This is a genomic window from Micromonospora sp. CA-248212 (genome assembly GCF_050948405.1).
Lineage (GTDB): Bacteria > Actinomycetota > Actinomycetes > Mycobacteriales > Micromonosporaceae > Micromonospora.
This window is the reverse complement of sequence record NZ_CP192023.1, coordinates 1,046,013-1,067,879: the sequence shown is the minus strand read 5'-3', so window position 1 is coordinate 1,067,879 and position 21,867 is coordinate 1,046,013. Positions and strand designations below refer to the sequence as shown.

The following is a 21,867-nucleotide window of genomic DNA, read 5'->3' as shown; positions in this document are numbered from 1 at the left end:
CTAGGGGTGGAGGAGGGGGGCCAGGGTTTGGATGATGTGGGCGGGGCGACGGTAGAGGTCAAGATCGGTGAAATAGCGCATTTGCCACCCGTTGTCGGCGAGCCAGTTCATTCGAGAGCGATCGCCCTGGAGGCGGGCGCGGTCCAGATGGGACACGCCGTCGTACTCAACACCGACCCGGTGTTGCCGGTAGCCAAGGTCCAGGCGGTAGAGCGGTATCCCGTTGTTGTCCGACACCCACAGCTGAGGCTCCGGCGGTGGCAGGCCGCCGTCGATCAACACAAGGCGAAGCTGACTTTCCTGTCGGCACTCCGCCCGGGGATCGGCGTGGCTGACGAGTTCGCGCGCCTGACAGATCCCCCGCAGGCGCTCGTGCCGAGCGACTTCGACCAGGAGTTCGTCAGGTTGGCAAGCGCCGACCCGAAGACACAGGTCCAGCAGTGGCATCGCGTCCATTCGGCGCACCGATCGCGCCAGATCCACGGCACATCGAGCAGCGGGTGCACAGGGCACACCATCCAGAAGCACCGGATCACCTACGGGCAACACCGACTCGTGGGCCACGACTCCCCGAATGTGTGGCACGCGCTCCCCCGCTGGAACGATGACGTGCACGTCGGGGCTGCGGAGGTCGCCGAAACCGTGTAGTTGTGCGCCGGTGTGATATCCGACCACAGCAGTGTCCGGCAAACGCCGGAAGATCGCCGGCAGGTGCCCACTGCGGTAGGCCGATGGCGCGTAGATACTCCGCGACAGCCGGTGCAGCTGGGATAGCCCAACGATCTTGCGCACCTGCTCGCGACTGAGGCCGGCGCTGAGTAGCTCCGAGTATCGATAAAGACGCTCCGCCATACCGCGGAATCTGCGTCACCGAGCCCCGAACCCTCCACCCCACCCCAGCCCTCTGTGGATAAAGTCCAGCCCTGTGCAAAACCCCCAAAAAAGCGTCAAACGTGCTATGCCCTGACTCGCCAACGGGGCCGATCATGGAGTTGTGGTGCCGCCAGGAAGCCTCGAATCGGCTTCTTCTGCCCACCACAACTCCATGATCGACGCGACTGGGCGGGGCGCGACTGGGCGGGGCGCGACTGGGCGGGGCGGGGGTTAGTCGCAGCCGTAGCCGTCGTTGTCGCGGTCCAGGTCGTAGACGTCTTCGCCGATCACCTTGACTACTCCGCTGACGTAGGCCGGGCCGTTGCCGCGGCCGCCGGCGCAGTCGACGTCGCTGGCGATCGGGACGCAGGGGCGCGGGGCGGGCAGCTCACGCTGCTGAGCGCTCCTGTGTCCCCCATGGTGAGCCGTAGGCGGTGAGGAGGTCGAGGAACGGCACCGGGGGCAGCGCCTCCGGCCCGAGCACCCCCACGCCGGTCCACGCGCCAGTGGCGAGCAGTTCGAGCGCCACCACCGGGTTGACGGCGGTCTGCCAGACAACCGCCTGGTGGCCGTACTCGCTCATCGACCACTCGTTGTCGACCACGTGGTAGAGGTAGACCTCCCGGGGTTGGCCGTCCGGGCCCAGGCCACGGACCCAGGTGCCGGCGCAGGTCTTGCCGCGCATCCGCGCGCCGAGGGTGGCCGGGTCGGGCAGGCAGGCCGCCACCACGTCGCGCGGGGACACGTCGACCCCGCGTATCCGGACCGGGGAGACGCCGTCCAGGCCGAGCTTGTGCAGCGTCTTCAGGACGTCGATGAACTCCTCGCCGAGCCCGTACTTGAAGGTGACCCGGCGGGCCTTCACCCAGCGCGGGATGAGCAGCACCTCCTCGTGCTCCACGTTGACGCACTCGACCGGCCCGATCCCCTCCGGGAAGTCGAAGACCTCGGGCTCGCTGAACGGCTCGGTGGTGTACCAGCCGCGGTCGGCCTCCCAGATCACCGGCGGGTTGAGGCATTCCTCGATCGTGGTCCAGATGGAGAACGAGGGAGCGAAGTCGTAGCCGTCGACGGTGAGGTTCGCGCCGTCCCGCACGCCGATTTCGTCGATCTCGCTGAACAGCTCGTCGGCGGCGTACCGGGCGAACACATCGGACAGTCCCGGTTCGACGCCGATGCCGGCGAGCGCCAACCTACCGGCCGCCGACCAGGCGTCGGCCTGCGCGAACTGTTCGTCGCCGAGCCGCACGCCCGTGTCGGCGTGCGAGAGCGACATCGCCATGTCCAGGTAGTCCGCGCCGGCCGCGAACGCGCCGTCGAAGATGGGCATGACGAAGCGCGGGTCGACGGCGTTGAGCACGTGGGTGATCCGGTGTTCCCGGCACAGCGCGGTGATCGCGTCGGCCGAGGAGGCGTCGACCTGGGCGGCGACGAAACGGCCGCCGTGCGCGGCCACCGCGCGGGCCGCGCGCTGCGGGTCGTGGTCGGCCACGACCATCGTCTCGAAGAAGGCCCGTCGGGCGGCGATGGCTACGGCGGCGGAGCCGACGCCACCGGCGCCGACGAGCAGGACACGCATCAGGAATCAAACCCCAAACCAAGACGATCGAGAGTACGGAGCCACAGGTCACGCCGGCCCCCACGCGCATCGGCACGGGCCATCGACCGGCGGGTGAGATTGATGCCGACCGCGCGGACGGGTTCCGGCGGGAACGGCAGGGGCTTGCGGCGGACGAGGTCGAGCCGGGTCAGCGGGGTGTTTCCGCCGGCCAGCAGGTCGAGGAGGACCCGGGCGGAGAAGCGGGTCGCGCCGACGCCGAGACCGGTGTACCCGGCCGCGTACGCCAGCCGACCGCCGAAGGCGGTGCCGTAGAACGGGCAGAACCGGGTGCAGGTGTCGATGACGCCGCCCCAGCGGTGGCTGAAGCGCACGTCCGCGAGCTGCGGGAACGTGGTGAAGAAGTGCTGCGCGAGGGTGGTGAAGGTGGCTGGGCGCTGTTCCAGCTTCGGGGCGACCCGGTTGCCGTAGTGGTAGACGGCGTCGTAGCCGCCGAAGAGGATCCGCCCGTCGCGGGTGATCCGGTAGTAGTGGAACTGGTTGCCGGTGTCGGCGAGCCCCTGCCGGTTGCGCCAGCCGATCGCGTCGCGCTGCGCCGGGCTGAGCGGTTCGGTCATCAGCACGTGGTCGTAGACGGGCACCACGTACGCGCGCAGCCGGCGCAGCAGCGGCGGGAACGCGTTGGTGGCGAGCACGACCCGTCGGGCGCGGATCACGCCGGGGCGGCCCGGGGCGGCTACGGCAGAGCCGGCCAGGCCGGCAGGTGCGGCAGTGCGGGCCAGGCCGGCGGGTGCGGCAGAGCGGGCCAGGCCAGCAGGTGCGGCAGAGCGGGCCAGGCCGGCAGGTGCGGCAGAGCGGGCCAGGTCGGCGGGATCGCTGCCGAGGGTGTCCGCCCGTAACGCGACGCCGTCGGCGCGCAGCCCGGTGACCCGGGTGTGCTCGTGCACGCGTACGCCCAGGGCGAGGCAGGCGCGGCGCAGTCCCCAGGCCAGCTTCGCCGGGTCCACCATGGCGACCCGGTCGGCGTCAACCATCCCGCCCAGGTAGGTCGGCGAGTTGACCTCGGCGCGGACCTCGGCGGCGTCGAGCAACCGCACCCGGTGGCCGTACCGGCGGGCCAGCTCCGCGTCGGCGACCAGCCCGTCGAGCTGGTACGGCTCGACGGCGACGGCCAGCTCACCGGTGCGCTCGAAGTCGCAGTCGATGTCGAACTCGGCGACGGTGGCGGCGATCGCGTCCAGGTTCTCCCGGCCCAGGCGTTCCAGCTCGCCGACCTCGTCGGGGAACCGGTCGACGCCGTTGGCGAGACCATGGGTGAGCGAGGCGGCGCAGAACCCGCCGTTGCGCCCGGAGGCGGCCCACCCGCAGGTGCCCGCGTCGACGAGCAGCACGTCCCGCTCCGGGTCGGCGCGCTTGGCCTCCAGGGCGGCCCAGAGCCCGCCGTACCCGCCGCCGATGACGAGCAGGTCGGCGGTCTGCGCGCCGGTGAGCGGCGGCAGCGGGTCGGGGCGCTCCCTGCGGTCGAGCCAGTACGGCACGGGTGCCGCGTCGGCCAGCGCCCGGCCGACGTGCGCGGGCGTCATGACGGCCGCCGCGCCTGCGGTGTCGGAACGGCCAGCAGGTTGGCGCGGCGCTCCCGCCGCCCGCGCAGCGAGCTGAGCCCCACCAGCAGCAACGCGATCGCGAACATCGCGGTGCCGATGACGTTGACCTGCGGCGGGATGCCCCGCTGGGCGGCGCCCCAGACGTACATGGGGAACGTGACCGTCGTGCCGGCGTTGAAGTTGGTGATGATGAAGTCGTCGAAGCTCAACGAGAAGGCGAGCAGCGCGGCGGCCACGATGCCGGGCAGCACCAGCGGCAGGGTGATCCGCCGGAAGGTCTGCCACTCGTTGGCGTAGAGGTCCATGGCGGCCTCCTCCAGCCGCCGGTCCATCCCGGCGAGCCGCGCCTTCACGGTGACCACCACGAACGACACGCAGAACATGACGTGCGCGATGACGATGGTCCAGAAGCCCTGCGGCACCCCGGCCGAGACGAACAGGGCCAGCAGCGACGTGCCCATCACCAGCTCGGGCGTCGCCATCGGCAGGAAGATCAGCACGTTGACGCCGGCCCGACCCCGGAAGCGGTGCCGGACCAGCGCGAACGCCATCAGCGTGCCAAGTACGGTAGCCACGACCGTGGCGATGAAGCCGATCTGCACGCTGCGGACGACCGCGTCGCACATGTCCGAGGTGGCGCAGGGCTGCCGCCAGTTGTCGAGGGTGAACTCGTTGAAGTCGTACGACAGTCGGCTCGACGGGCGGTTGAACGACAGCCCGGCCACCACCAGGATCGGCAGCGACAGGTAGCCGAGCACCAGCAGCGCCACGATCATCACCCAGCGGTCCGCCAGCCAGCGCGAGATCCTCACAGCACCTCCTCCGTGCCAGCCCGCCGCAGGTAGCCGAAGACCACCGCGAGGATCGCCGCCATCAGCAAGAACGACAGCGCGGCGCCCTGCGGGTAGTCCAGCCGGACCAGGAACGCCGAGTCGATGACGTTGCCGACCATGTACTCGTTGGGGGTGCCGAGCAGTTCGGCGTTGATGTAGTCGCCGCTGGCCGGGATGAAGAACAGCAGCGTGCCGGCGACCAGGCCGGGCATCGACAGCGGCAGGGTCACCCGGCGGAATGCCTGCGCCGGGCTCGCGTACAGGTCGCCGGCCGCCTCCAGCAGCCGCCCGTCGAGCCGCTCCAGGCTCGCGTACAGCGGCAGCACGAGAAACGGCAGGAAGTTGTACGTCAGGCCGAGCACCACCGCGAACGGCGTGGCCAACAGTCGGCCGTCGGGGGCGAGCAGGTGCACGTCGCGCAGCAGCCCGACGAGCGCGCCGTTGTCCGACAGGATCGTCTTCCAGGCCAACGTACGGACCAGGAAGCTGGTGAACATCGGCGCGACGACGCACACCAGCAGCAGGTTCTTCCACCGGCCCGCCTTCTGCGCGATGGCGTACGCCAACGGGTAGCCCAGCAGCAGCGCCACCACCAGGGCCAGCCCGGCGTAGCCGAACGAGCGCAGAAGCTGCGGCCAGTACGCCTGCACCACGTCCGGGTAGTTGCCGAACGCCCAGGTCATCGCGTACCCGGTGGAGAGCGAGCCGCCGGGGTCGTACAGGCTCGCGGCGGCGAGCTGCAGCAGCGGCACACCGAAGAAGACGAGCAGCCAGGCCGCGCCGGGCAACAGCAGCAGGTACGGCAGGAGGCGGTACCGCCCGGACCGGGCTGCCGGTGCCGTGGGCGGCGGCTGACCCGCCTTGGTGGGCGCCAGGAGGGTCACGAGGACGCACCCACCGGCTCGTCGAGCACCGGCGATGTCCGGTCGGTGTCGGCGGCGTCGCGCGGCAGCAGGAACGCGTGCCGTGGATCCCAGTACGCCACGGCCTCGCCGCCGACCGGGACCTGGGTCGCGGCACCGCTGTTGGCGGCGAAGACCGACAACTCGGTGCCCCAGCCGGTGCGCAGCAGGTACTGCGTGCTGACGCCCACGTAGGAGGCGTCGGTGACCACACCGGTGACCAGTTGGTGTCCGTGGGGGACCTGGTCGGCGGAGCCGACCAGTTGCAGCTTCTCCGGGCGTACCCCCAGGTGGACCGGACCCCGGTCGGCGCGTGAGCGGCCGGCGGGCACGGTGAAGCGCGAACCGTGCGCCGTCACCGCGACCTCGCCGCCGCTGGTGCCGGCGGCCTCGCCGGCGAGGAGGTTGGACTGGCCGAGGAAGTTCGCCACGAACGCGGTGGCCGGGAACTCGTAGATGTCCGCCGGGGCGCCCTGCTGCTCGATGCGGCCGGCGTTCATCACCGCGACGGTGTCGGCCATGGTCATGGCCTCCTCCTGGTCGTGGGTGACGTGCACGAAGGTGATGCCCACCTCGGTCTGGATGCGCTTCAGCTCGATCTGCATCTGCCGGCGCAGCTTCAGGTCGAGCGCGCCCAGCGGCTCGTCGAGCAGCAGCACCTGCGGCTTGTTGATCAGCGCGCGGGCCAGCGCGACCCGCTGCTGCTGGCCGCCGGAGAGCTGGGCCGGGCGGCGCGGGCCGAAGCCGTCGAGCTGCACCAGCGACAGCATCCGCCGCACCTCGTCGTCGACCGAGCGGATGCCGCGTCGGCGCAGCCCGAAGGCCACGTTCTCGAAGATGGTGAGGTGCGGAAAGAGCGCGTAGCTCTGAAAGACCGTGTTGACCGGCCGCTTGTACGGCCGCAGCCGGGCGATGTCGGTGTCGCCGAGCAGCACCTGACCGCTGGTCGGCTCCTCCAGCCCGGCGATCATCCGAAGGGTGGTGGTCTTGCCGCAGCCGGACGCGCCGAGCAGCGCGAAGAACGAGCCCTGCGGAATCGTCAGGCTGAGGTCGTCGACGGCGGTGAAGATGCCGAACCGCTTGGTGAGGTCGGCCAGGCGCAGATCGCCGGCGGGTGTCTCGCGCGTCATCGGAGTCACGCCCCGATGACCTGTTGGAACTTGCCCTCGTACTCCTTCTCCTGCTTCTCGTCCAGGGCCATGAAGACCTTGGACTTCGCCAGCAGCGCGTCGTCCGGGAAGATCAGCGGGTTGGCGGCCAGATCCGGGTCGATCTTCTCCATCTCGGCCTGGGCGCCCTTGACCGGGCAGATGTAGTTGACGTACGCGGCGAGCTTCGCGGCGACGGCCGGCTCGTAGTAGTAGTTGATCAGCGCCTCGGCGTTGCCCCGGTGGGCGGCCTTGTTCGGCACCATCATGTTGTCGCTGTAGAGCATCACGCCGGAGTCGGGCGCGACGAACTGCACCTTTTCGTTCTCACTGGCGAGCTGGATGACGTCCCCGGACCAGCCGATACACGCGGCGATGTCGCCCTTGGCCAGGTCGGGCGCGTAGTCGTTGCCGGTGAACTTGCGGATCTGCCCGGAGTCGACGGCCTTCTTGAGCTTGTTGAGCGCGTCGTCGAACTGGGCCGCCGTGAAGTTGGACGGGTCGTGACCGTTGGAGCCGAGCAGCAGACCCATCGTGTCGCGCATCTCACTCAGCGCCGTCACCTTGCCCTTGAGGTCGGGGCGGGTCAGCAGCTCGTCGACGGTCCGCAGCTCCTTGGTGACGCTGCCGTTGTACGCCAGCCCGGCCAGGCCGGACTGCCACGGGATCGAGATCCGGTTCTCGGTGTCGAAGGGGCGCTTGAGCAGCGACGGCAGCAGGTTCGCCGCCACGTTCGGGATCTTCGCCGGGTCGAGCTTCTGGATCCAGCCGAGCCGGATCATCCGGGCCGCCATCCAGTCGGTCAGCACGATGATGTCGCGGTCGGTGCTCTGACAGGCGGCCAACTGGTTCTGCACCTTGCCGAAGAACTCGTTGTTGTCGTTGATGTCCTCGGTGTAGGTCACCTGGATGCCGGTCTTCGTGATGAACTCGTCCAGGCTCGGCCGCTTGGACTCGTCCTTCTCGTCGACGTCCATGTACTGCGGCCAGTTGGAGAAGGCGAGCTTCTTCTCCGTAGCGGACAGGTCCTCGCTGACGCAGCCGGCCTCGGTCTGCTGGGCGCCCTTGGTGCCACAGCCGGCGAGGCTGCCGCCCGCGGCGAGGAGAGCGGCCGAACCGAGGGTGCCGGTGAGCAGTCCACGCCGGGAGAGGGGCCGGAGGGGAGTACGCATGACGACTCCTAGGGGGTCATCGTCGGCGGCGGGACGGGGGAGGCACGCCGGCGGGAATGTCGGGAGGGTCGAGTGCCAGGGAGCACTGATCCTGACATGAGGAAACCTCCCTTACAAGGGATTCCGTTGCGGGATTAGCAGTTGACGACGAAATACGCCAGACTGCGCGGGGACACACGCGCGACATCACGATTCGGGACATGGGGAGCGCACGATGACGAACCGGCAGCACGAGAGCGGCGGCGGCGGTCGCCGTGTCGCTGTGCGTGAAGGTGCCAACCACGCTCTGCTGGACGACGTGGCCAAGCAGATCATCGAGCAGCTTCAGGAGGACGGCCGCCGGCCGTACGCCACCATCGGCAAGGCGGTCGGCCTGTCCGAGGCGGCGGTCCGCCAGCGGGTACAGCGACTGCTCGACTCCGGCGTCATGCAGATCGTCGCCGTGACCGATCCCCTCCAGCTCGGCTTCCCCCGCCAGGCGATGATCGGGCTGCGTACCGACGGCGACCTGGAGGCGGTCGCCGACCGGCTCGCCGAACTGGACGAGGTCGACTACGTCGTCATCACCGCCGGGTCGTTCGACCTGCTCACCGAGGTCGTCTGCCGCAACGACGACCACCTGCTGGAGATCCTGCAACGGCTACGCGCGGTGCCCGGGGTGCTCTCCACCGAGGCGTTCGTCTACCTCAAGCTCCGCAAACAGACCTACACCTGGGGTACGGCCTGACGACTCTCGGTTGATCGACCCGGGTTGCAGGAAGTCGGGGTGTCCGCGCCGCTCTGATGGCCCCGGCTTCCGGGAACCCGAGTGCCCTGATCCGACCCCGCGCGTCGATGCGGAATCCGTTGCCCAGACTGCCGTCACTCGCTGATTCCGTCGCACTCGGGCATCTAGGCCACTGATAACACTTGCCGAAGGGCACCGGACTGTGCGATAACCGTGGGCAGAGCGGCCGGCTTCACCCCTTGACCGGCCCGACGATCGATGGGGCTGACATGGCCGACGCCACCGACCACCTCTGGATGCACTTCACCCGGATGGCGAGCTACTCCGCCGGCGAGGTGCCGACCATCGTGCGCGGCGAGGGCGCGTACATCTGGGACGCGCAGGGTCGCCGCTACCTCGACGGGCTCGCCGGACTGTTCGTCGTCAACGCCGGTCACGGCCGCACCGAGCTGGCCGAGGCCGCCGCCAAGCAGGCCGGTGAGCTGGCGTACTTCCCGCTCTGGTCGTACGCCCATCCGACGGCCGTCGAGCTGGCCGAGAAGATCGCCTCGCTCACCCCGGGCGACCTGAACCGGGTCTTCTTCACCACCGGCGGCTCCGAGGCCGTCGAGGCGGCGTGGAAGCTGGCCAGGGCGTACTTCAAGCGCACCGGCCAGCCCAACAAGTACAAGGTTGTCAGCCGCTACATCGCCTACCACGGCACCTCGATGGGCGCGCTGTCGATCACCGGTCTGCCGGGCATCAAGAGCGACTTCGAGCCGCTGGTGCCGGGCGGGATCAAGGTGCCGAACACCAACTTCTACCGGGCCCCGGAGCACGGCGACGATCCCGAGGCGTTCGGCCGTTGGGCCGCCGACGAGATCGGCCGGGCCATCGAGCGCGAGGGGCCGGACACCGTCGCCGCCGTCTTCCTGGAGCCGGTGCAGAACTCCGGCGGCTGCTTCCCGCCCCCTCCCGGCTACTTCGAGCGGGTCCGGGAGATCTGCGATGCGTACGACGTGCTGCTCGTCTCCGACGAGGTGATCTGCTCGTGGGGTCGGCTCGGCGAGTACTTCGGGGCGGTCCGCTACGGCTACCAGCCGGACATCATCACCACCGCCAAGGGCATCACCTCCGGGTACGCCCCGCTCGGCGCGATGATCGCCAGCGACCGGCTCATGGAACCGTTCCTGACCGAGACCGGCATGTTCGCCCACGGGGTGACCTTCGGCGGGCACCCGGTGTCCTGCGCGGTGGCGCTGGCCAACCTCGAGGTGTTCGCCCGCGAGGACCTCGTCGGGCACGTACGCGCCAACGAGGACGCGTTCCGCGCCACCCTGGAGAAGCTGCACGACCTGCCGATCGTCGGCGACGTCCGGGGCGACGGCTACTTCTACGGCATCGAGCTGGTCAAGGACAAGACCACCCGGGAGACCTTCGACGAAGCCGAGTCGGAGCGGCTGCTGCGCGGCTTCCTGTCCACCGCGCTGTTCCAGGCAGGCCTCTACTGCCGGGCCGACGACCGGGGTGACCCGGTCATCCAGCTCGCCCCGCCGCTGATCGCCGAGCAGCGACACTTCGACGAGATCGAGCAGATCCTCCGCACGGTGCTGACCGAGGCGTGGACACGGCTCTGACCGTGCGCTACCAGGAGCTGTCGTACTGGCTGTCCAGCCTGGACGAGCCGCTGACGCCTCGGCCCCCGTTGCCCGGCGACGCGGACGCCGACGTGGCGATCGTGGGCGGCGGCTACACCGGGCTGTGGACGGCGTACCACCTGGCTCGGGCCGACCCGACGCTGCGGGTCGTCGTCCTGGAGAAGGAGATCGCGGGGTACGGGGCGTCCGGGCGCAACGGCGGCTGGTGCTCCGCGCTCCTGCCCACGTCGCTGACCGGGTTGGCCCGCCGGCACGGCCGCGACGCCGCGGTCGCCATGCAGCGGGCGCTGCATGACACCGTCCGCGCGGTGGGCCGGGTGGTCGCGGCCGAGGGCATCGACTGCGACTGGGCGGACGGCGGCACCGTCACGCTCGCCCGGACCGGTCCGCAGCTCGTCCGGGCCCGGGCCGCCGTGGACGAGGCCCGCGCGTTCGGCTTCGGCGACGACCACCTGACGCTCCTCGGCCCCGGCGAGGCCGCCGCCCGTTGCGCCGCCGAGGGGGTACGCGGTGGGACGTACACCCCGCACTGCGCGACCGTGCACCCGGCGAAGCTGGTGCGTGGTCTCGCGCGGGCGGTGGAACGCCTCGGGGTGAGGATCCACGAGCGGACCACGGTGACCGCGATCCGGGCCGGTGCGGCGGTCGCCGAGGCGGGCAGCGTGCGGGCGTCGGTGGTGGTCCGGGCCACCGAGGGGTACACGCCCATGCTGCCTGGCCTGCGTCGCACGGTGGCACCGGTGTACTCGCTGATGGTGGCCACCGAGCCGCTGCCGGAGCACGCCTGGGAACGGATCGGCCTGGCGGAGCGGGAAACGTTCTCCGACCACCGGCACGTGATCATCTACGGCCAGCGGACGGCCGACGGGCGGTTGGCCTTCGGCGGGCGCGGAGCGCCGTACCATTTCGGGTCCCGGATCTCTCCCGGCCACGACCGGGAGCCACGGGTCTTCGCGGCGCTGCGGCGGACCCTGGGCGAGCTGTTCCCGGTGCTCGGGCCGGACGTTCCGGTGGCGTACACCTGGGGTGGACCGCTCGGGGTGGCCCGGGACTGGACCGCCTCGGTCGGGTTCGACCGGGCCAACGGGCTGGCCTGGGCGGGGGGCTACGTCGGGGACGGCGTGGGTGCCAGCAACCTCGCCGGCCGCACCCTGGCCGACCTGATCCGCGGCGAGCGCACCGAGCTGACCAGCCTGCCCTGGGTAGGCCACCGCTCCCCGAACTGGGAACCGGAACCCCTGCGCTGGCTGGCGATGAACGCGGCCCTGCGCCTCATGACCAGCGCCGACGCCAAGGAAACCCGAACCGACCGCCCCTGCCGAAGCGCCAAAACCCTCGCCCGCCTCCTGGGCCAGTAACCGCTGCGGCTCAATGGTTGGGGGGGATTACCCGGAGGTGGCCTCGGCGGCCGGTCTGGTGGGGGTTTTCCGGGCGGGGCTGGTCGGGCTCCGGGGGGCGGGGCGCCGGGCGGGCCGCCTCCCGGACCGCCTCGGCCAGCGCGACCAGGTCGTCCGTGGTGGGCGGGGGCGGCTCGAACTCACCCTCGTGCCGGACCACGTCCCAGCCGCGCGGCGCGGTGAGGCTGCGGGCGTGCTGCTCACACAGGTCGTACGTGTGTGGCTCGGCGAACGCCGCCAACGGGCCGACCACGGCGGTGGACTCGTTGTAGACATAGGTCAATGTGGCGACCGCTTGCCGGGGGCAGCCGTTACGGGAGCAGCGCCGTGGTGACCTCACGTGCGGCAGGGTATCCCCATTACCGGGTCCGGCGCACCGGTTCGCGTTGCGACACGCCCGTCGCGGTGATCACAATTCGCGGTTCGGGTCGCGCCGCGCCACGCTGGCGGCGGTGCCGCTGGCCGACCCGGCACGGGGGCTACCCTTTGCCTCATGACGAGCCCGGAACACCGCCGCCCCGGCCCCGGCCGGCGTGCGCACCGCGACCGGCACGGGCGTGGCCTGCGCGGGCGCCTGGTGCCGGCGACGGTGCCGCTGGCGCGGACCAAGGCGGAGGTCTTCGACGACCTGGTGTTGGACACCGTCGAGACGTTGGAGCGACGCTTCGCCAAGGAGTTGGCCGGCGTCGAGTTCGCGGTCGAGGACGTCCCGCCGGACCTGAACGTCTACGACTCGGATGTGCTGGAGGACGGCGAGGTGCCGCTGGCCCGGCTGCTGCCGGGTCGCCCCGGCCGCCAGGAGGTGCCGCCCCGGATCGTGCTGTACCGCCGACCCCTGGAGTTCCGGGCGATGGACCGCGAAGATCTCGCCGACCTCGTCCATGACGTGATCATCGAGCAGGTGGCGAACCTGCTCGGGGTCGACCCCGACGAGCTGGCCTGAGCCGGGCGGCCCCCACCGCCTCGACTCCGCACCACCCCCGACGCCGTACCGATCAGGCGGCGCGCCGCTTCAACTTGCGCCGTTCCCGCTCCGAGAGCCCACCCCAGATACCGAACCGCTCGTCGTGGCCGAGAGCGTATTCGAGGCATTCGGTCTTGACCTCGCAGCGCGAGCAGATTCGCTTCGCCTCGCGGGTCGAGCCGCCCTTCTCGGGAAAGAACGCCTCGGGGTCGGTCTGCGAGCACAAGGCCCGCTCCTGCCACTCCGGCGCGTTTCCGAGCAGGTCGGCCACCTCAAGCTGGCCGTCCATCAAATGCCTCCTTGTCGCGCACCGGCGTCATCGCCGCTGCAACCCCCCACGCGAAAGGCGTGCGTGTCCGTCCGGTCCCGTTTTGTTGCGTTCCGTGCGAACAACCCCATTCAAATTACACGCGTGTAATGCGTGCGCCGTCAAGCCAAACTTGATAATGGAGTCGCCCTCCCGACAACCCTGGCCGGCCACCAGGACCGTCCAGCCTCGCAACCTGCCCTATCGATTCAGACCCCGGCCGAGTAACGCCCTCTCCGGCGAGTTGCCCGACTTTTCTGCCGTGGCGCTCCCCCGGACGGCCCGCCGACCGTGGAGCACGGGTACCCCCTCCGCAAAGCTGATCTTGGTGGGGGACAGGTTAACGCGGCGCGACGCAGACCGCCCGTCCAGCCGTGGACAGCGTTCGCACCCCGCCCACAATGTGGACGGGGTGCGAGGGGAAACAGGGTCCGTCGAGGTCAGCCGGTAGCCCCAAAACCGCTGCTCGGCCAGGCGAACTCGGCTATTGCTCCACCATGGACAGAAACCGTCCCCGCTGACGTGTTTTCATCCCACCAGACGGTATACATGCCCTCGGGCAGATCGGGGTAGACCGCACTGTGGAACGAGCCGTCCCGGACCCGGCGCTCCCGGACCGCCGAGTGGACCCGCCGATCGTCACCGCGGCTGATCTCGATCTCCCGGCCGTGCAGATCCCGACCGGTGTAGATGATCAGGGCGCCGGTGTCGCCGCCCAGGTCGAGGACGACACTCCCCGTCTCCGACGGACCGTACGTGTGTTCGTGCATCGCCACTCCCCCGCCCGACGTCAGGACGACGCCGGCGGGTTGTTGAACCCGTCGTACGGCGTACCCAGGTAGGGGAAGTTCGCCAGGAACGGCGCCGTCACGTCGGCGGCGCTGAGCCCCGGGGTGACCGCGCCGGCCGCCGCGTCCGGGCGGAACGTCTTGTCCACCAACGGTACGGTCACCCCGGCGATCGCCCGCAGCGCGATGCTGACCACGTCGTCACCGACCCGCCGCCCGTTCGGGAAGCCGGCCAGGTCGCCGCCGAGCACCCCGAACCGGTCCGGCCGCCGGTTCGGCGCGATGGCCGTGTTCAACCGCAGCATGTCGGCCTGCACCTCGCCGGTGGCGTTCGTGAAGCCGTCGATCAGACCAGCGGGTACGCCGGTGAGCAGGATCGCCACCAGGTCGGCCCGCGCCTTCTTGGACTTGTTGAGCTTGTCCAGGTTGGGGAAGACGTCCGGGTAGAGGGCCGGCAGCAGGGCGGCCAACTCGGGCTGCTCGACGAAGCGGGCGAACCGCTTGTCCTCCGACGGTGGCAGCGAGTTCCACAGGTCCTTCTTGGACATCGGCACGATGACCTCGTTGAACAGCGGATTGCCCAGCCGGGAGACCTGGGTGAACGGACCGGTGGAGGTGTCCGCCCCACCCCGGTCGCCGAGCACCCGGACCTGCCGGCGCGACGCGGACGTCCACACCCCCAGCACCGACGCGGCGTCCGCCGGACCGTACCGGTTGGCGCGACGACGTACCTGCTTCAGCGGCACCTGCAGGGCGATGCTGTGCACGTTCATCCGGTCGGTGGCGTTGACCGGCTCCCCCTCGGCCTTGAAGATCTTCTTGCCGGCCACGTGCAACTGCTGGAACGGCCGCAGCGTACCGAGATCGAAGATCGCTCCCAGGTCGACGAAGAAGCCGTCCGCGCGTTGCCCGGCGAAAACCCGCTCCCCCGTCGACAGGGTGTACGTGGCCTGGCGTACGAGGTCGGCGTACTTCGGCGTGGACAGCGGTCCGACGTTGCACGGCGGGCAGGGGAGCTTGTGCGCGAGCCGGTGCTCCTTGCCGTCGGTGATCCGGGTCAGGCTGTAGAACTGCCGGCGGTTCCAGTTCTTGCTGTCGAGCGACTCGATCGGCCCGGTGTTGTAGAGGAAGCTGTTCGGGTTGGTGATCTCGGTCGTGAACTCGAACCGGTAGGTGACGTCGGGATGACCGTCACCGTTGTTGTCGATGTGGATCTCGTAACGCACGTCGTCGCCGAACTCGAAGAAGTTCGGCCCCCCGGACGGAAGCTGCAACGGCACGTAGTTGGCGATCAGCGTGACCGTGTCGGGCTTGTCGGGGCTCACGAACGCGTAAAGGTCGGAGCTGTCGGCGACCGGATCCTTGGCTATCTCCGGGGCCTCGCGGTGGGAAGACATGGCGGACCAACCTCACTGGGCGGGGACTGTTGGCGGACGGGGCGCTGGTCAGCGCCGGGCGAAGGCGCTGGTCAGCGCTTGGCGGCGCGGCGCAGCCGGTCCGCGAGGCCGCGGTCGCGTACCTCGATCCGGGACTCACCGACGAAGACGTCCATCGTTCCCGACGCGGCGTCGCGCAGGTGCACGACGATCGGCTCGTCGGCCCGACCCGCCGCGCCCGGCGCGTTCTGGGCGGCCGACAGGCCCGGCACGGTGAGCGCGGCGGCGCCGAGGGTGGCGCTGGCCGCGGCGGTCAACGTCTGCCGGCGGGTCAGTCGCGGCCAGGGCCGCTTCCGCTGATCAGTGGTCATGGGGAACCTTTCCGGCGGCGGCGCGCACGCGCCCGCGGTGACGGGTCCGGTGCCGCCGACCGACGTCGCCGGGCCCCTGGGGGAACACCGGCGGCGGCCCTCGCCGCGACCGCCGCCGGCACCGCTTGGTACGGCCGACGGCGGGAAAAGGTTCGACCTCAGCGCCGAGCGTGACCGTATGCGGTCGTCCGCTTGCGCGCCGGCCGCCCGGCCGCCGTCGCGATGGCCCGCAACTGCTCCTCGGTACGCGCCGAACCGTTGCCGGACCCCGCCATCCGGGAGATGGTCTCCTCCATGAGCGTGCCGCCCAGGTCGTTGCAGCCGCCCTGGAGCATCGCCACCGTGCCCTCGTCGCCGAGCTTCACCCAGGAGCACTGGATGTTGTCGATCCGGCCGTGCAGCAGCAGCCGGGACATCGCGTGCACCACCCGGTTCTCCCGCCAGGTCGGCCCGGGACGGGCGATGCCGGCCAGGTAGATCGGCGCGTTGGTGTGCACGAACGGTAGCGCCACGAACTCGGTGAACCCACCGGTACGGTCCTGCACACCGGCCAGCACCCGGAAGTGCGCGAGCCACTGTCCAGGGTGGTCGACATGGCCGTACATCATGGTGGAGCTGGACCGGATGCCCAGCTCGTGGGCCGTGCTGACCACCTCGACCCAGGCGGCGGCCGGCAGTTTGCCCTTGGTCAGCACCCAGCGCACGTCGTCGTCGAGGATCTCCGCGGCGGTGCCCGGGATGGTGTCCAGCCCGGCCTCGCGGAGCTGGGTCAGCCACTCGCGGACCGGCACGCCCGCCTTGGCGGCGGCGGTGACGATCTCCATCGGGGAGAAGGCGTGCACGTGCATCTCGGGCACCCGGGCCTTGATGGCGCGGACGATGTCGGCGTACCCGGTGACCGGCATCTTCGGGTCGATCCCGCCCTGGAGGCAGACCTCGCTGGCACCGGCCGCCCATGCCTCCTCGGCCCGGTCGGCGACCTGGTCGACGGAGAGCCGGTAGGCGTCGGCGTCCCGCTCACGCTGCGCGAACGCGCAGAACCGGCAGCCCACGTAGCAGACGTTGCTGAAGTTGATGTTGCGGTTGACCACGTAGGTCACGTCGTCGCCGACCGCGTCCCGGCGCACGTCGTCGGCGAGCCGGCACAGCTCGTCCAGCGCCGGCCCGTCCGCGGCGAACAGCGCCAACGCCGCGTCGGTGTGGGCCGGGTCGAGCAGCGCCGCCGGGTCGTCGGCCGCGAGCCGCAACCCGGCCGTAAGGTCGCGGTCCGCGCCACTGCCGGCCGTCATCGGGGGTACGGCGACCCGTTGCGCTGCCGCCTCCGGGGTCACCTTGCCGGCGACCTCGGCCCAGTCGCCGTAGACGCTGTCGAAGTCACCGCGCCGGTCGTCAGTGCGGCCGGTGGTGTCGATGGTGGCGTGCAGATCGGTCCGCCCGCCGAACACCTCCTCCGGCTCCTGCCAGGGCCGGCCCTGCGGGAGGGCCGACTCGACCGCCATGCCGGTCGCCGGGTCGGCGAGGGCGGACACGTGCGGCAGCAGCCTCGGGTCGAGCCACGGGTCACCCGCCCGCACGTACTCGGGGTAGATCGTCAACCGCTCCCGCAGCGTGAACCCGGCCAACTCGGTGTGCCGGGCCAGCTCCTCGATCTGCGGCCACGGGCGCTCCGGATTCACGTGGTCCGGGGTGAGCGGCGAGACGCCGCCCCAGTCGTCGATACCGGCCCGCAGCAACAGGTCGTACTCGCCGGCGATGAGGTTCGGCGGGGCCTGGATGCGGGCCTTCGGGCCGAGCAGCAGCCGGGCCACGGCCACCGTGGCGGCCAGGTCGTGCAGCTCCGCGTCGGGCATCCCCCGCATCGCCGTGTCCGGCTTGGCGCGGAAGTTCTGCACGATCACCTCCTGGAGGTGGCCGTACTCGCGGTGGGCGCGACGGATCGCGAACAGCGCGTCCACCCGCTCGGCCGGCGTCTCGCCGATGCCGATGAGCAGCCCGGTGGTGAACGGCACCCCGACCCGCCCGGCGTCGTCGAGCACCCGCAGCCGGACCGCCGGCTCCTTGTCGGGTGAGCCGTAGTGCGGGCCGCCCGGCTCGGACCACAGGCGGGTCGCGGTGGTCTCCAACATCATGCCCATGCTCGGCGCGACCGGCTTGAGCCGTTGCAGCTCCGACCAGGACAGCACCCCCGGGTTGAGGTGCGGCAACAGGCCCGTCTCCTCCAGCACGGCCACCGCGCAGGCGCGCAGGTAGTCCAGGGTGGAGTCGTAGCCGCGCTCGTCCAGCCACGTACGGGCCGCCGGCCACCGCTCCTCCGGCCGGTCACCGAGAGTGAACAGGGCCTCCTTGCAGCCCTGCGCGGCGCCCTCGCGGGCGATGGCCAGCACCTCGTCGCGGTCCAGGAACGGCGCCGGCAGGCGGTGCGGCACAGTGGCGAAGGTGCAGTAGTGGCAGCGGTCCCGACAGAGCCGGGTCAGCGGGATGAAGACCTTCTTCGAGTACGTGACGACACCCGGCCGCCCCGCCTCCCGCAGCCCGGCGTCGCGGATCTGACCGGCCACCCGGAGCAGCTCGTCCAGCGCCTCACCACGGGCGGCGAGCAGCGCGGTCGCCTCGTCAAGGTCCAGCGCCCGGCCGGCGGCGGCCCGACCCAGGGCCCGCCGCACGCTCGCCTCGCTGGGGCCGGATTGGGTGCGATCAACCATCCGCTCACCCTATGCGCCCCAAACCCCCACCCAACCCACCCCCGCCCCGACAGCCCGCGACCCCGGCCCTCGCCGATCTTGCAGTTGCTGTGGCGACACGAGGGGCATCGCACTCATAACGACAACAGAAAGTGCAAGATCGGCACCCGCTCGCCGATCTTGCACTTTCTGTGGTGGCACCTGGGGTATTTCACGCGAACCGACAACCGAAAGTGCAAGATCGGCGCGAGGTTGGCGGTGTGCAGGTCAGCGCGGGCCTTCGGGGTTGATGTGCTGGGTGCGGTCGTTGTCCTCGTTCGCCGGACGCGGGATCGCCTGGGTCGGGTCGGCAGGGCTCGGCTCGGCCGACTGACGCGGGATCGCCTGGGTCGGGTCGGCAGGGCTCGGCTCGGCCGACTGACGCGGGATCGCCTGGGTCGGGTCGGCCGACGGCGGCTGCCCGAACGGTGGCGCGGGCTGCGCGAACTGCGGTCCCGGGTTGGCCGGCGGGAACGGCGGGGCGGACTGCGGGCCGGTGTGGGCCGGCGGCGCGGACTGCGGGCCCGGGTTGGCCGGCGACGCGGACTGCGGGAACGGCGGTGCTGACTGCGGGTGCGGCGGCGCGGACTGGGGGAACGGCGGCGCGGACTGCGGGGCCTGGAACGGCGGCGACGGCTGGCCGTACTGGCCCGGGAACTGCGCCGGCGGGTAGCCGCCCGGCTGACCCGCCTGCGGGTAGCCGCCCTGCTGGCCGGGGGCGGCCCAACCGGCCTGCGGCTGACCACCGGGCTGACCGGGGGCCGGCCAACCACCGGGCTGCTGCGGCCAGCCCTGCGGCGGCTGCCCGTAGACGCCCTGCTGCGGCTTGGGCTTGGGCACGTAGTAGAACGCCCGCCAGATCGTGAACACCACCCAGGCGGCCACCGCGAAGATCACCAGCCAGGCGAAGCGGGTCAGCACGCCGAGCAGCGCGTCGAGGATCTCCGCCTCGGCGAGCCGGCCGACCGTCCAGATCAGCATGGTGAGCGTGCCGAACAGCGCGCTGACCGCGTACTCGCCGAGCGCCACCTGCGTGATGAGCTTCGCCTTCGGCAGCACCGGCGCGACGTGGGTCGCCAGCAGCACGGCCAGCAACGGCAGGACCACCGCCTCCACCCCGATGAACGAGAAGAAGGAACTGCCCGCCCGACCGGTGAAGTCGGTGTAGTCGGCCGGAATGAGCAACCGGAGCAGCCCCACGAAAAGGAACACGGCGTTCGCGCCGAGCAGGGCGAGCGCACCCAGTTCGCGCAGTGGCTTGGTCAGCTGGCGGGCCTGCGTCGCGTCGGCGGACGCGGGCTCGGCGGGGCTGGTCACGAGCTCCCCCTCGGGGCATTGACGGACAGGGCGCACGTGAGCCTAGTCTCCCCGGGCACCGGCGGACCGGAGGCGTCACGTACGCGAGGATGGTCGACATGCGCATCGTGGTTCTGGCCGGCGGCATCGGGGGCGCCCGGTTCCTGCTCGGCGTCCGGGCGTACGCCCGCGAGGTCGACGCCGAGGTGACCGCCGTGGTCAACGTCGGCGACGACCTGTGGCTGCACGGGTTGAAGATCTGCCCCGATCTGGACAGCGTCATGTACACCCTCGGCGGCGGCGCCGACCCGGAGCGGGGCTGGGGCCGGGTCGGTGAGAGCTGGACGGTCAAGGAGGAGCTGGCCGGGTACGGCGTCGAGCCCACCTGGTTCGGCCTCGGCGACAAGGACATCGCCACCCACCTGGTCCGCAGCACCATGCTCAACGGTGGTTACCCGCTCAGCGCGGTCACCGAGGCGCTGGCGAGCCGCTGGCAACCGGGCGTACGCCTGCTCCCGGCGACCGACGACCGGCTGGAGACCCACGCCATCGTCAGCGGCGGCGGTGAGCCCGCTGCCGAGGACGACCAGGGCCAGCGGGCCATCCACTTCCAGGAGTGGTGGGTGCGGTACCGGGCGAACATCCCGACCCACCGTTTCGTGTTCGTGGGCGCGGAGACGGCGAAGCCGGCACCGGGTGTGCTGGACGCCATCGGGGCGGCCGACCTGGTGCTGGTCGCCCCGAGCAATCCGGTGGTGAGCGTCGCGCCCGTGCTCGCCGTACCCGGGATGCGTGAGGCCGTGGTGGACGGCCCGGCGCCGGTGGTGGGGGTCTCGCCGATCATCGGCGGCGCGCCGGTACGCGGGATGGCCGACCGCTGTCTCGAGGTGCTCGGGGTTGAGTGCAGCGCCGCGGGGGTGGGCCGCCTGTACGGTGGCCGGTCGGCCGGCGGCCTGCTGGACGGCTGGCTGGTCGCCGAGGAGGACGCCGACACGCTGGTGCCGGAGGTGACGGTCCGCGCGGTGCCGCTGCGGATGACCGACGAGGCGGCGACGGCGGCGATGGTCCGCGCCGCGGTGGAGTTGACGTGAGGCTGGAGATCCTGCCGGTGCTGGGCATCGGCCACGTGACCGAGGGCGACGACCTGGCGGCGTTGATCGCCACCGCCGCGCCGTGGCTGCGCGACGGCGACGTGCTGGTGGTGACCAGCAAGATCGTCTCCAAGGCGGAGGGGCGCCTGGTCGACGTCCCGGCGGACGGGCCCGAGCGGCTCGCCGCACGCGAGGAGGTGCTGGCGGCCGAGACCGCGCGGGTCGTGGCCAGCCGGGGCGCGACCCGGATCGTGCAGACCCACCACGGGTTCGTGATGGCGTCCGCCGGGATCGACGCGTCGAACGTCGACAAGACCCGGCTGGTGCTGTTACCCGTGGACCCGGACGCGTCGGCACGGGAGCTGCGCGCCGCGCTCCGGGAACGGTACGACCTCGACGTCGCGGTGATCGTCAGCGACACCATGGGCCGGCCCTGGCGGAACGGGCTGACCGACGTCGCGCTCGGGGTCGCCGGCATGCCGGCCATCCGCGACCACCGGGGCGAGGTCGACCCGTACGGCAACGAGCTCCAGCTCACCCAGATGGCCGTGGTGGACGAGCTGGCGGGCGCCGGCGAGTTGATCAAGGGTAAGTGTGACCAGGTCCCGGTGGCAGTGGTGCGGGGCTACCTCACCGCCACCGGCGCGGACGACTCCGGTGGCGCGCGTGCGCTGGTCCGGGACGCCGCGCAGGACCTCTTCTCGTTGGGCACCGCCGAGGCCCGGGCCGCCGGGCTGGCCGACGCCGCGACCCTCGTCGAGACCGTCGGCCCCGAGCCGATCGACCCCGCCACGGTGCGGCGGGCGCTCGACGCGGTGGCCGAGGTGGTCACCCCGGGCACGGTCTTCACGCTCGTCGACGAGGCAGAGGTACGCGCCGGCCTGGTCGCCGAGGTGCCCGGCTGGCCCACCGACGCCACCGCGCTGGTACTCGGCACCGCCCCGGCGCCGGTCGACCCGATGGACCTGGTCCGCTTCGGCGCCGACCTGCACCGGCTGCGCATCGCCCTGGCCGCCGAGGGCGTCGGCTCGACGCTGCTGCCCCCACCCGCCGGCAGCCCAGCAAGCGCCGCCCTAGCCCTGTAATCCCGCCACCCGGCCGCC

At 71.2% G+C, this 21,867-nt stretch carries 20 protein-coding genes; 6 read left to right on the top strand and 14 right to left on the bottom strand.

Annotation, left to right across the window (positions count from 1 at the left end; genetic code table 11):
- The 7 genes from ACQP03_RS05020 to ACQP03_RS04990 form a co-directional block, all read right to left on the bottom strand.
- The gene (locus tag ACQP03_RS05020; protein ID WP_363660148.1) at nucleotides 1-852 is read right to left on the bottom strand and encodes a hypothetical protein; all 852 of its coding nucleotides are present in this window, start codon (nucleotides 850-852) and stop codon (nucleotides 1-3) included.
- Between the two features lie 409 nt (nucleotides 853-1,261).
- Nucleotides 1,262-2,452: a saccharopine dehydrogenase family protein gene (locus tag ACQP03_RS05015; protein ID WP_357129930.1), complete on the bottom strand. Its 1,191-nt coding sequence runs from the start codon at nucleotides 2,450-2,452 to the stop codon at nucleotides 1,262-1,264.
- Nucleotides 2,452-4,014 (bottom strand): NAD(P)/FAD-dependent oxidoreductase, encoded by a 1,563-nt coding sequence (locus ACQP03_RS05010; protein WP_363660149.1) that lies wholly within the window; start codon nucleotides 4,012-4,014, stop codon nucleotides 2,452-2,454. The genes ACQP03_RS05015 and ACQP03_RS05010 overlap by 1 nt, the downstream gene beginning before the upstream one ends.
- Nucleotides 4,011-4,847 carry an ABC transporter permease gene (locus tag ACQP03_RS05005; protein ID WP_357129936.1) on the bottom strand — a complete coding sequence of 279 codons (837 nt, stop codon included), beginning with the start codon at nucleotides 4,845-4,847 and terminating at the stop codon, nucleotides 4,011-4,013. Before ACQP03_RS05005 ends, ACQP03_RS05010 begins: the two co-directional genes overlap by 4 nt.
- Nucleotides 4,844-5,752: an ABC transporter permease gene (locus tag ACQP03_RS05000; protein ID WP_357174871.1), complete on the bottom strand. Its 909-nt coding sequence runs from the start codon at nucleotides 5,750-5,752 to the stop codon at nucleotides 4,844-4,846. Before ACQP03_RS05000 ends, ACQP03_RS05005 begins: the two co-directional genes overlap by 4 nt.
- Entirely contained in the window at nucleotides 5,749-6,900 is a 1,152-nt protein-coding gene (locus ACQP03_RS04995; protein ID WP_357174875.1) for an ABC transporter ATP-binding protein, read from the bottom strand. The genes ACQP03_RS05000 and ACQP03_RS04995 overlap by 4 nt, the downstream gene beginning before the upstream one ends.
- 5 nt (nucleotides 6,901-6,905) lie before the next feature.
- The gene (locus ACQP03_RS04990; protein ID WP_357129945.1) at nucleotides 6,906-8,090 is read right to left on the bottom strand and encodes a polyamine ABC transporter substrate-binding protein; all 1,185 of its coding nucleotides are present in this window, start codon (nucleotides 8,088-8,090) and stop codon (nucleotides 6,906-6,908) included.
- Nucleotides 8,091-8,304: 214 nt separating this feature from the next.
- Between ACQP03_RS04990 and ACQP03_RS04985 the strand changes: the two genes are divergently transcribed.
- The 3 genes from ACQP03_RS04985 (at nucleotide 8,305) to ACQP03_RS04975 (ending at nucleotide 11,812) form a co-directional block, all read left to right on the top strand.
- On the top strand, nucleotides 8,305-8,817 hold the full coding sequence (locus ACQP03_RS04985) for an Lrp/AsnC family transcriptional regulator (RefSeq protein WP_355053574.1): 513 nt from the start codon (nucleotides 8,305-8,307) through the stop codon (nucleotides 8,815-8,817).
- Between the two features lie 269 nt (nucleotides 8,818-9,086).
- Nucleotides 9,087-10,433: an aspartate aminotransferase family protein gene (locus ACQP03_RS04980; protein WP_357129950.1), complete on the top strand. Its 1,347-nt coding sequence runs from the start codon at nucleotides 9,087-9,089 to the stop codon at nucleotides 10,431-10,433.
- Nucleotides 10,418-11,812 carry an NAD(P)/FAD-dependent oxidoreductase gene (locus ACQP03_RS04975; RefSeq protein ID WP_357129953.1) on the top strand — a complete coding sequence of 465 codons (1,395 nt, stop codon included), beginning with the start codon at nucleotides 10,418-10,420 and terminating at the stop codon, nucleotides 11,810-11,812. Before ACQP03_RS04980 ends, ACQP03_RS04975 begins: the two co-directional genes overlap by 16 nt.
- Nucleotides 11,813-11,822: 10 nt before the next feature.
- On the opposite strand, the gene ACQP03_RS04970 is transcribed toward ACQP03_RS04975, so the two are convergent.
- Nucleotides 11,823-12,191: a DUF3499 domain-containing protein gene (locus ACQP03_RS04970; RefSeq protein ID WP_355239687.1), complete on the bottom strand. Its 369-nt coding sequence runs from the start codon at nucleotides 12,189-12,191 to the stop codon at nucleotides 11,823-11,825.
- 153 nt (nucleotides 12,192-12,344) lie between these two features.
- On the opposite strand from ACQP03_RS04970, the gene ACQP03_RS04965 reads away from it, so the two are divergent.
- Nucleotides 12,345-12,794 (top strand): metallopeptidase family protein, encoded by a 450-nt coding sequence (locus tag ACQP03_RS04965; RefSeq protein WP_007455785.1) that lies wholly within the window; start codon nucleotides 12,345-12,347, stop codon nucleotides 12,792-12,794.
- A 52-nt stretch (nucleotides 12,795-12,846) separates the two neighbouring features.
- Here ACQP03_RS04965 and ACQP03_RS04960 read toward each other — a convergent pair whose 3' ends face one another.
- The 6 genes from ACQP03_RS04960 to ACQP03_RS04935 form a co-directional block, all read right to left on the bottom strand.
- Complete coding sequence (locus ACQP03_RS04960) at nucleotides 12,847-13,104, bottom strand: WhiB family transcriptional regulator (RefSeq protein ID WP_007455784.1); 258 nt, start codon at nucleotides 13,102-13,104, stop codon at nucleotides 12,847-12,849.
- Between the two features lie 458 nt (nucleotides 13,105-13,562).
- A complete protein-coding gene (locus ACQP03_RS04955) occupies nucleotides 13,563-13,892 on the bottom strand; it encodes a phospholipase (protein WP_357129956.1) in 330 nt (109 codons plus the stop codon).
- Between the two features lie 20 nt (nucleotides 13,893-13,912).
- Nucleotides 13,913-15,307, bottom strand: a complete 1,395-nt coding sequence (locus ACQP03_RS04950; protein ID WP_357174882.1) for a DUF4331 domain-containing protein — start codon at nucleotides 15,305-15,307, stop codon at nucleotides 13,913-13,915.
- A gap of 71 nt (nucleotides 15,308-15,378) precedes the next feature.
- Nucleotides 15,379-15,657 carry a hypothetical protein gene (locus ACQP03_RS04945; RefSeq protein WP_357129962.1) on the bottom strand — a complete coding sequence of 93 codons (279 nt, stop codon included), beginning with the start codon at nucleotides 15,655-15,657 and terminating at the stop codon, nucleotides 15,379-15,381.
- Nucleotides 15,658-15,815: 158 nt separating this feature from the next.
- Nucleotides 15,816-18,359 (bottom strand): bifunctional FO biosynthesis protein CofGH, encoded by a 2,544-nt coding sequence (locus tag ACQP03_RS04940; protein WP_433460376.1) that lies wholly within the window; start codon nucleotides 18,357-18,359, stop codon nucleotides 15,816-15,818.
- Between the two features lie 246 nt (nucleotides 18,360-18,605).
- Nucleotides 18,606-19,694 (bottom strand): hypothetical protein, encoded by a 1,089-nt coding sequence (locus tag ACQP03_RS04935; RefSeq protein WP_433460374.1) that lies wholly within the window; start codon nucleotides 19,692-19,694, stop codon nucleotides 18,606-18,608.
- A gap of 98 nt (nucleotides 19,695-19,792) precedes the next feature.
- Between ACQP03_RS04935 and cofD the strand changes: the two genes are divergently transcribed.
- Complete coding sequence (cofD, locus tag ACQP03_RS04930) at nucleotides 19,793-20,764, top strand: 2-phospho-L-lactate transferase (protein ID WP_357129971.1); 972 nt, start codon at nucleotides 19,793-19,795, stop codon at nucleotides 20,762-20,764.
- Nucleotides 20,761-21,849, top strand: coding sequence for a coenzyme F420-0:L-glutamate ligase (locus ACQP03_RS04925; protein WP_357129974.1), 1,089 nt, complete (start codon nucleotides 20,761-20,763; stop codon nucleotides 21,847-21,849). Before cofD ends, ACQP03_RS04925 begins: the two co-directional genes overlap by 4 nt.
- Nucleotides 21,850-21,867: the final 18 nt, after the last annotated feature.

Coding starts and splice junctions, on each gene's coding strand:
- ACQP03_RS05020 (WP_363660148.1), bottom strand. CDS start 852: ATGGCGGAGCGTCTTTATCGATACTCGGAGCTACTCAGCGCCGGCCTC.
- ACQP03_RS05015 (WP_357129930.1), bottom strand. CDS start 2,452: ATGCGTGTCCTGCTCGTCGGCGCCGGTGGCGTCGGCTCCGCCGCCGTA.
- ACQP03_RS05010 (WP_363660149.1), bottom strand. CDS start 4,014: ATGACGCCCGCGCACGTCGGCCGGGCGCTGGCCGACGCGGCACCCGTG.
- ACQP03_RS04995 (WP_357174875.1), bottom strand. CDS start 6,900: ATGACGCGCGAGACACCCGCCGGCGATCTGCGCCTGGCCGACCTCACC.
- ACQP03_RS04990 (WP_357129945.1), bottom strand. CDS start 8,090: ATGCGTACTCCCCTCCGGCCCCTCTCCCGGCGTGGACTGCTCACCGGC.
- ACQP03_RS04985 (WP_355053574.1), top strand. CDS start 8,305: ATGACGAACCGGCAGCACGAGAGCGGCGGCGGCGGTCGCCGTGTCGCT.
- ACQP03_RS04980 (WP_357129950.1), top strand. CDS start 9,087: ATGGCCGACGCCACCGACCACCTCTGGATGCACTTCACCCGGATGGCG.
- ACQP03_RS04965 (WP_007455785.1), top strand. CDS start 12,345: ATGACGAGCCCGGAACACCGCCGCCCCGGCCCCGGCCGGCGTGCGCAC.
- ACQP03_RS04960 (WP_007455784.1), bottom strand. CDS start 13,104: ATGGACGGCCAGCTTGAGGTGGCCGACCTGCTCGGAAACGCGCCGGAG.
- ACQP03_RS04955 (WP_357129956.1), bottom strand. CDS start 13,892: ATGCACGAACACACGTACGGTCCGTCGGAGACGGGGAGTGTCGTCCTC.
- ACQP03_RS04950 (WP_357174882.1), bottom strand. CDS start 15,307: ATGTCTTCCCACCGCGAGGCCCCGGAGATAGCCAAGGATCCGGTCGCC.
- ACQP03_RS04945 (WP_357129962.1), bottom strand. CDS start 15,657: ATGACCACTGATCAGCGGAAGCGGCCCTGGCCGCGACTGACCCGCCGG.
- ACQP03_RS04940 (WP_433460376.1), bottom strand. CDS start 18,359: ATGGTTGATCGCACCCAATCCGGCCCCAGCGAGGCGAGCGTGCGGCGG.
- cofD (WP_357129971.1), top strand. CDS start 19,793: ATGCGCATCGTGGTTCTGGCCGGCGGCATCGGGGGCGCCCGGTTCCTG.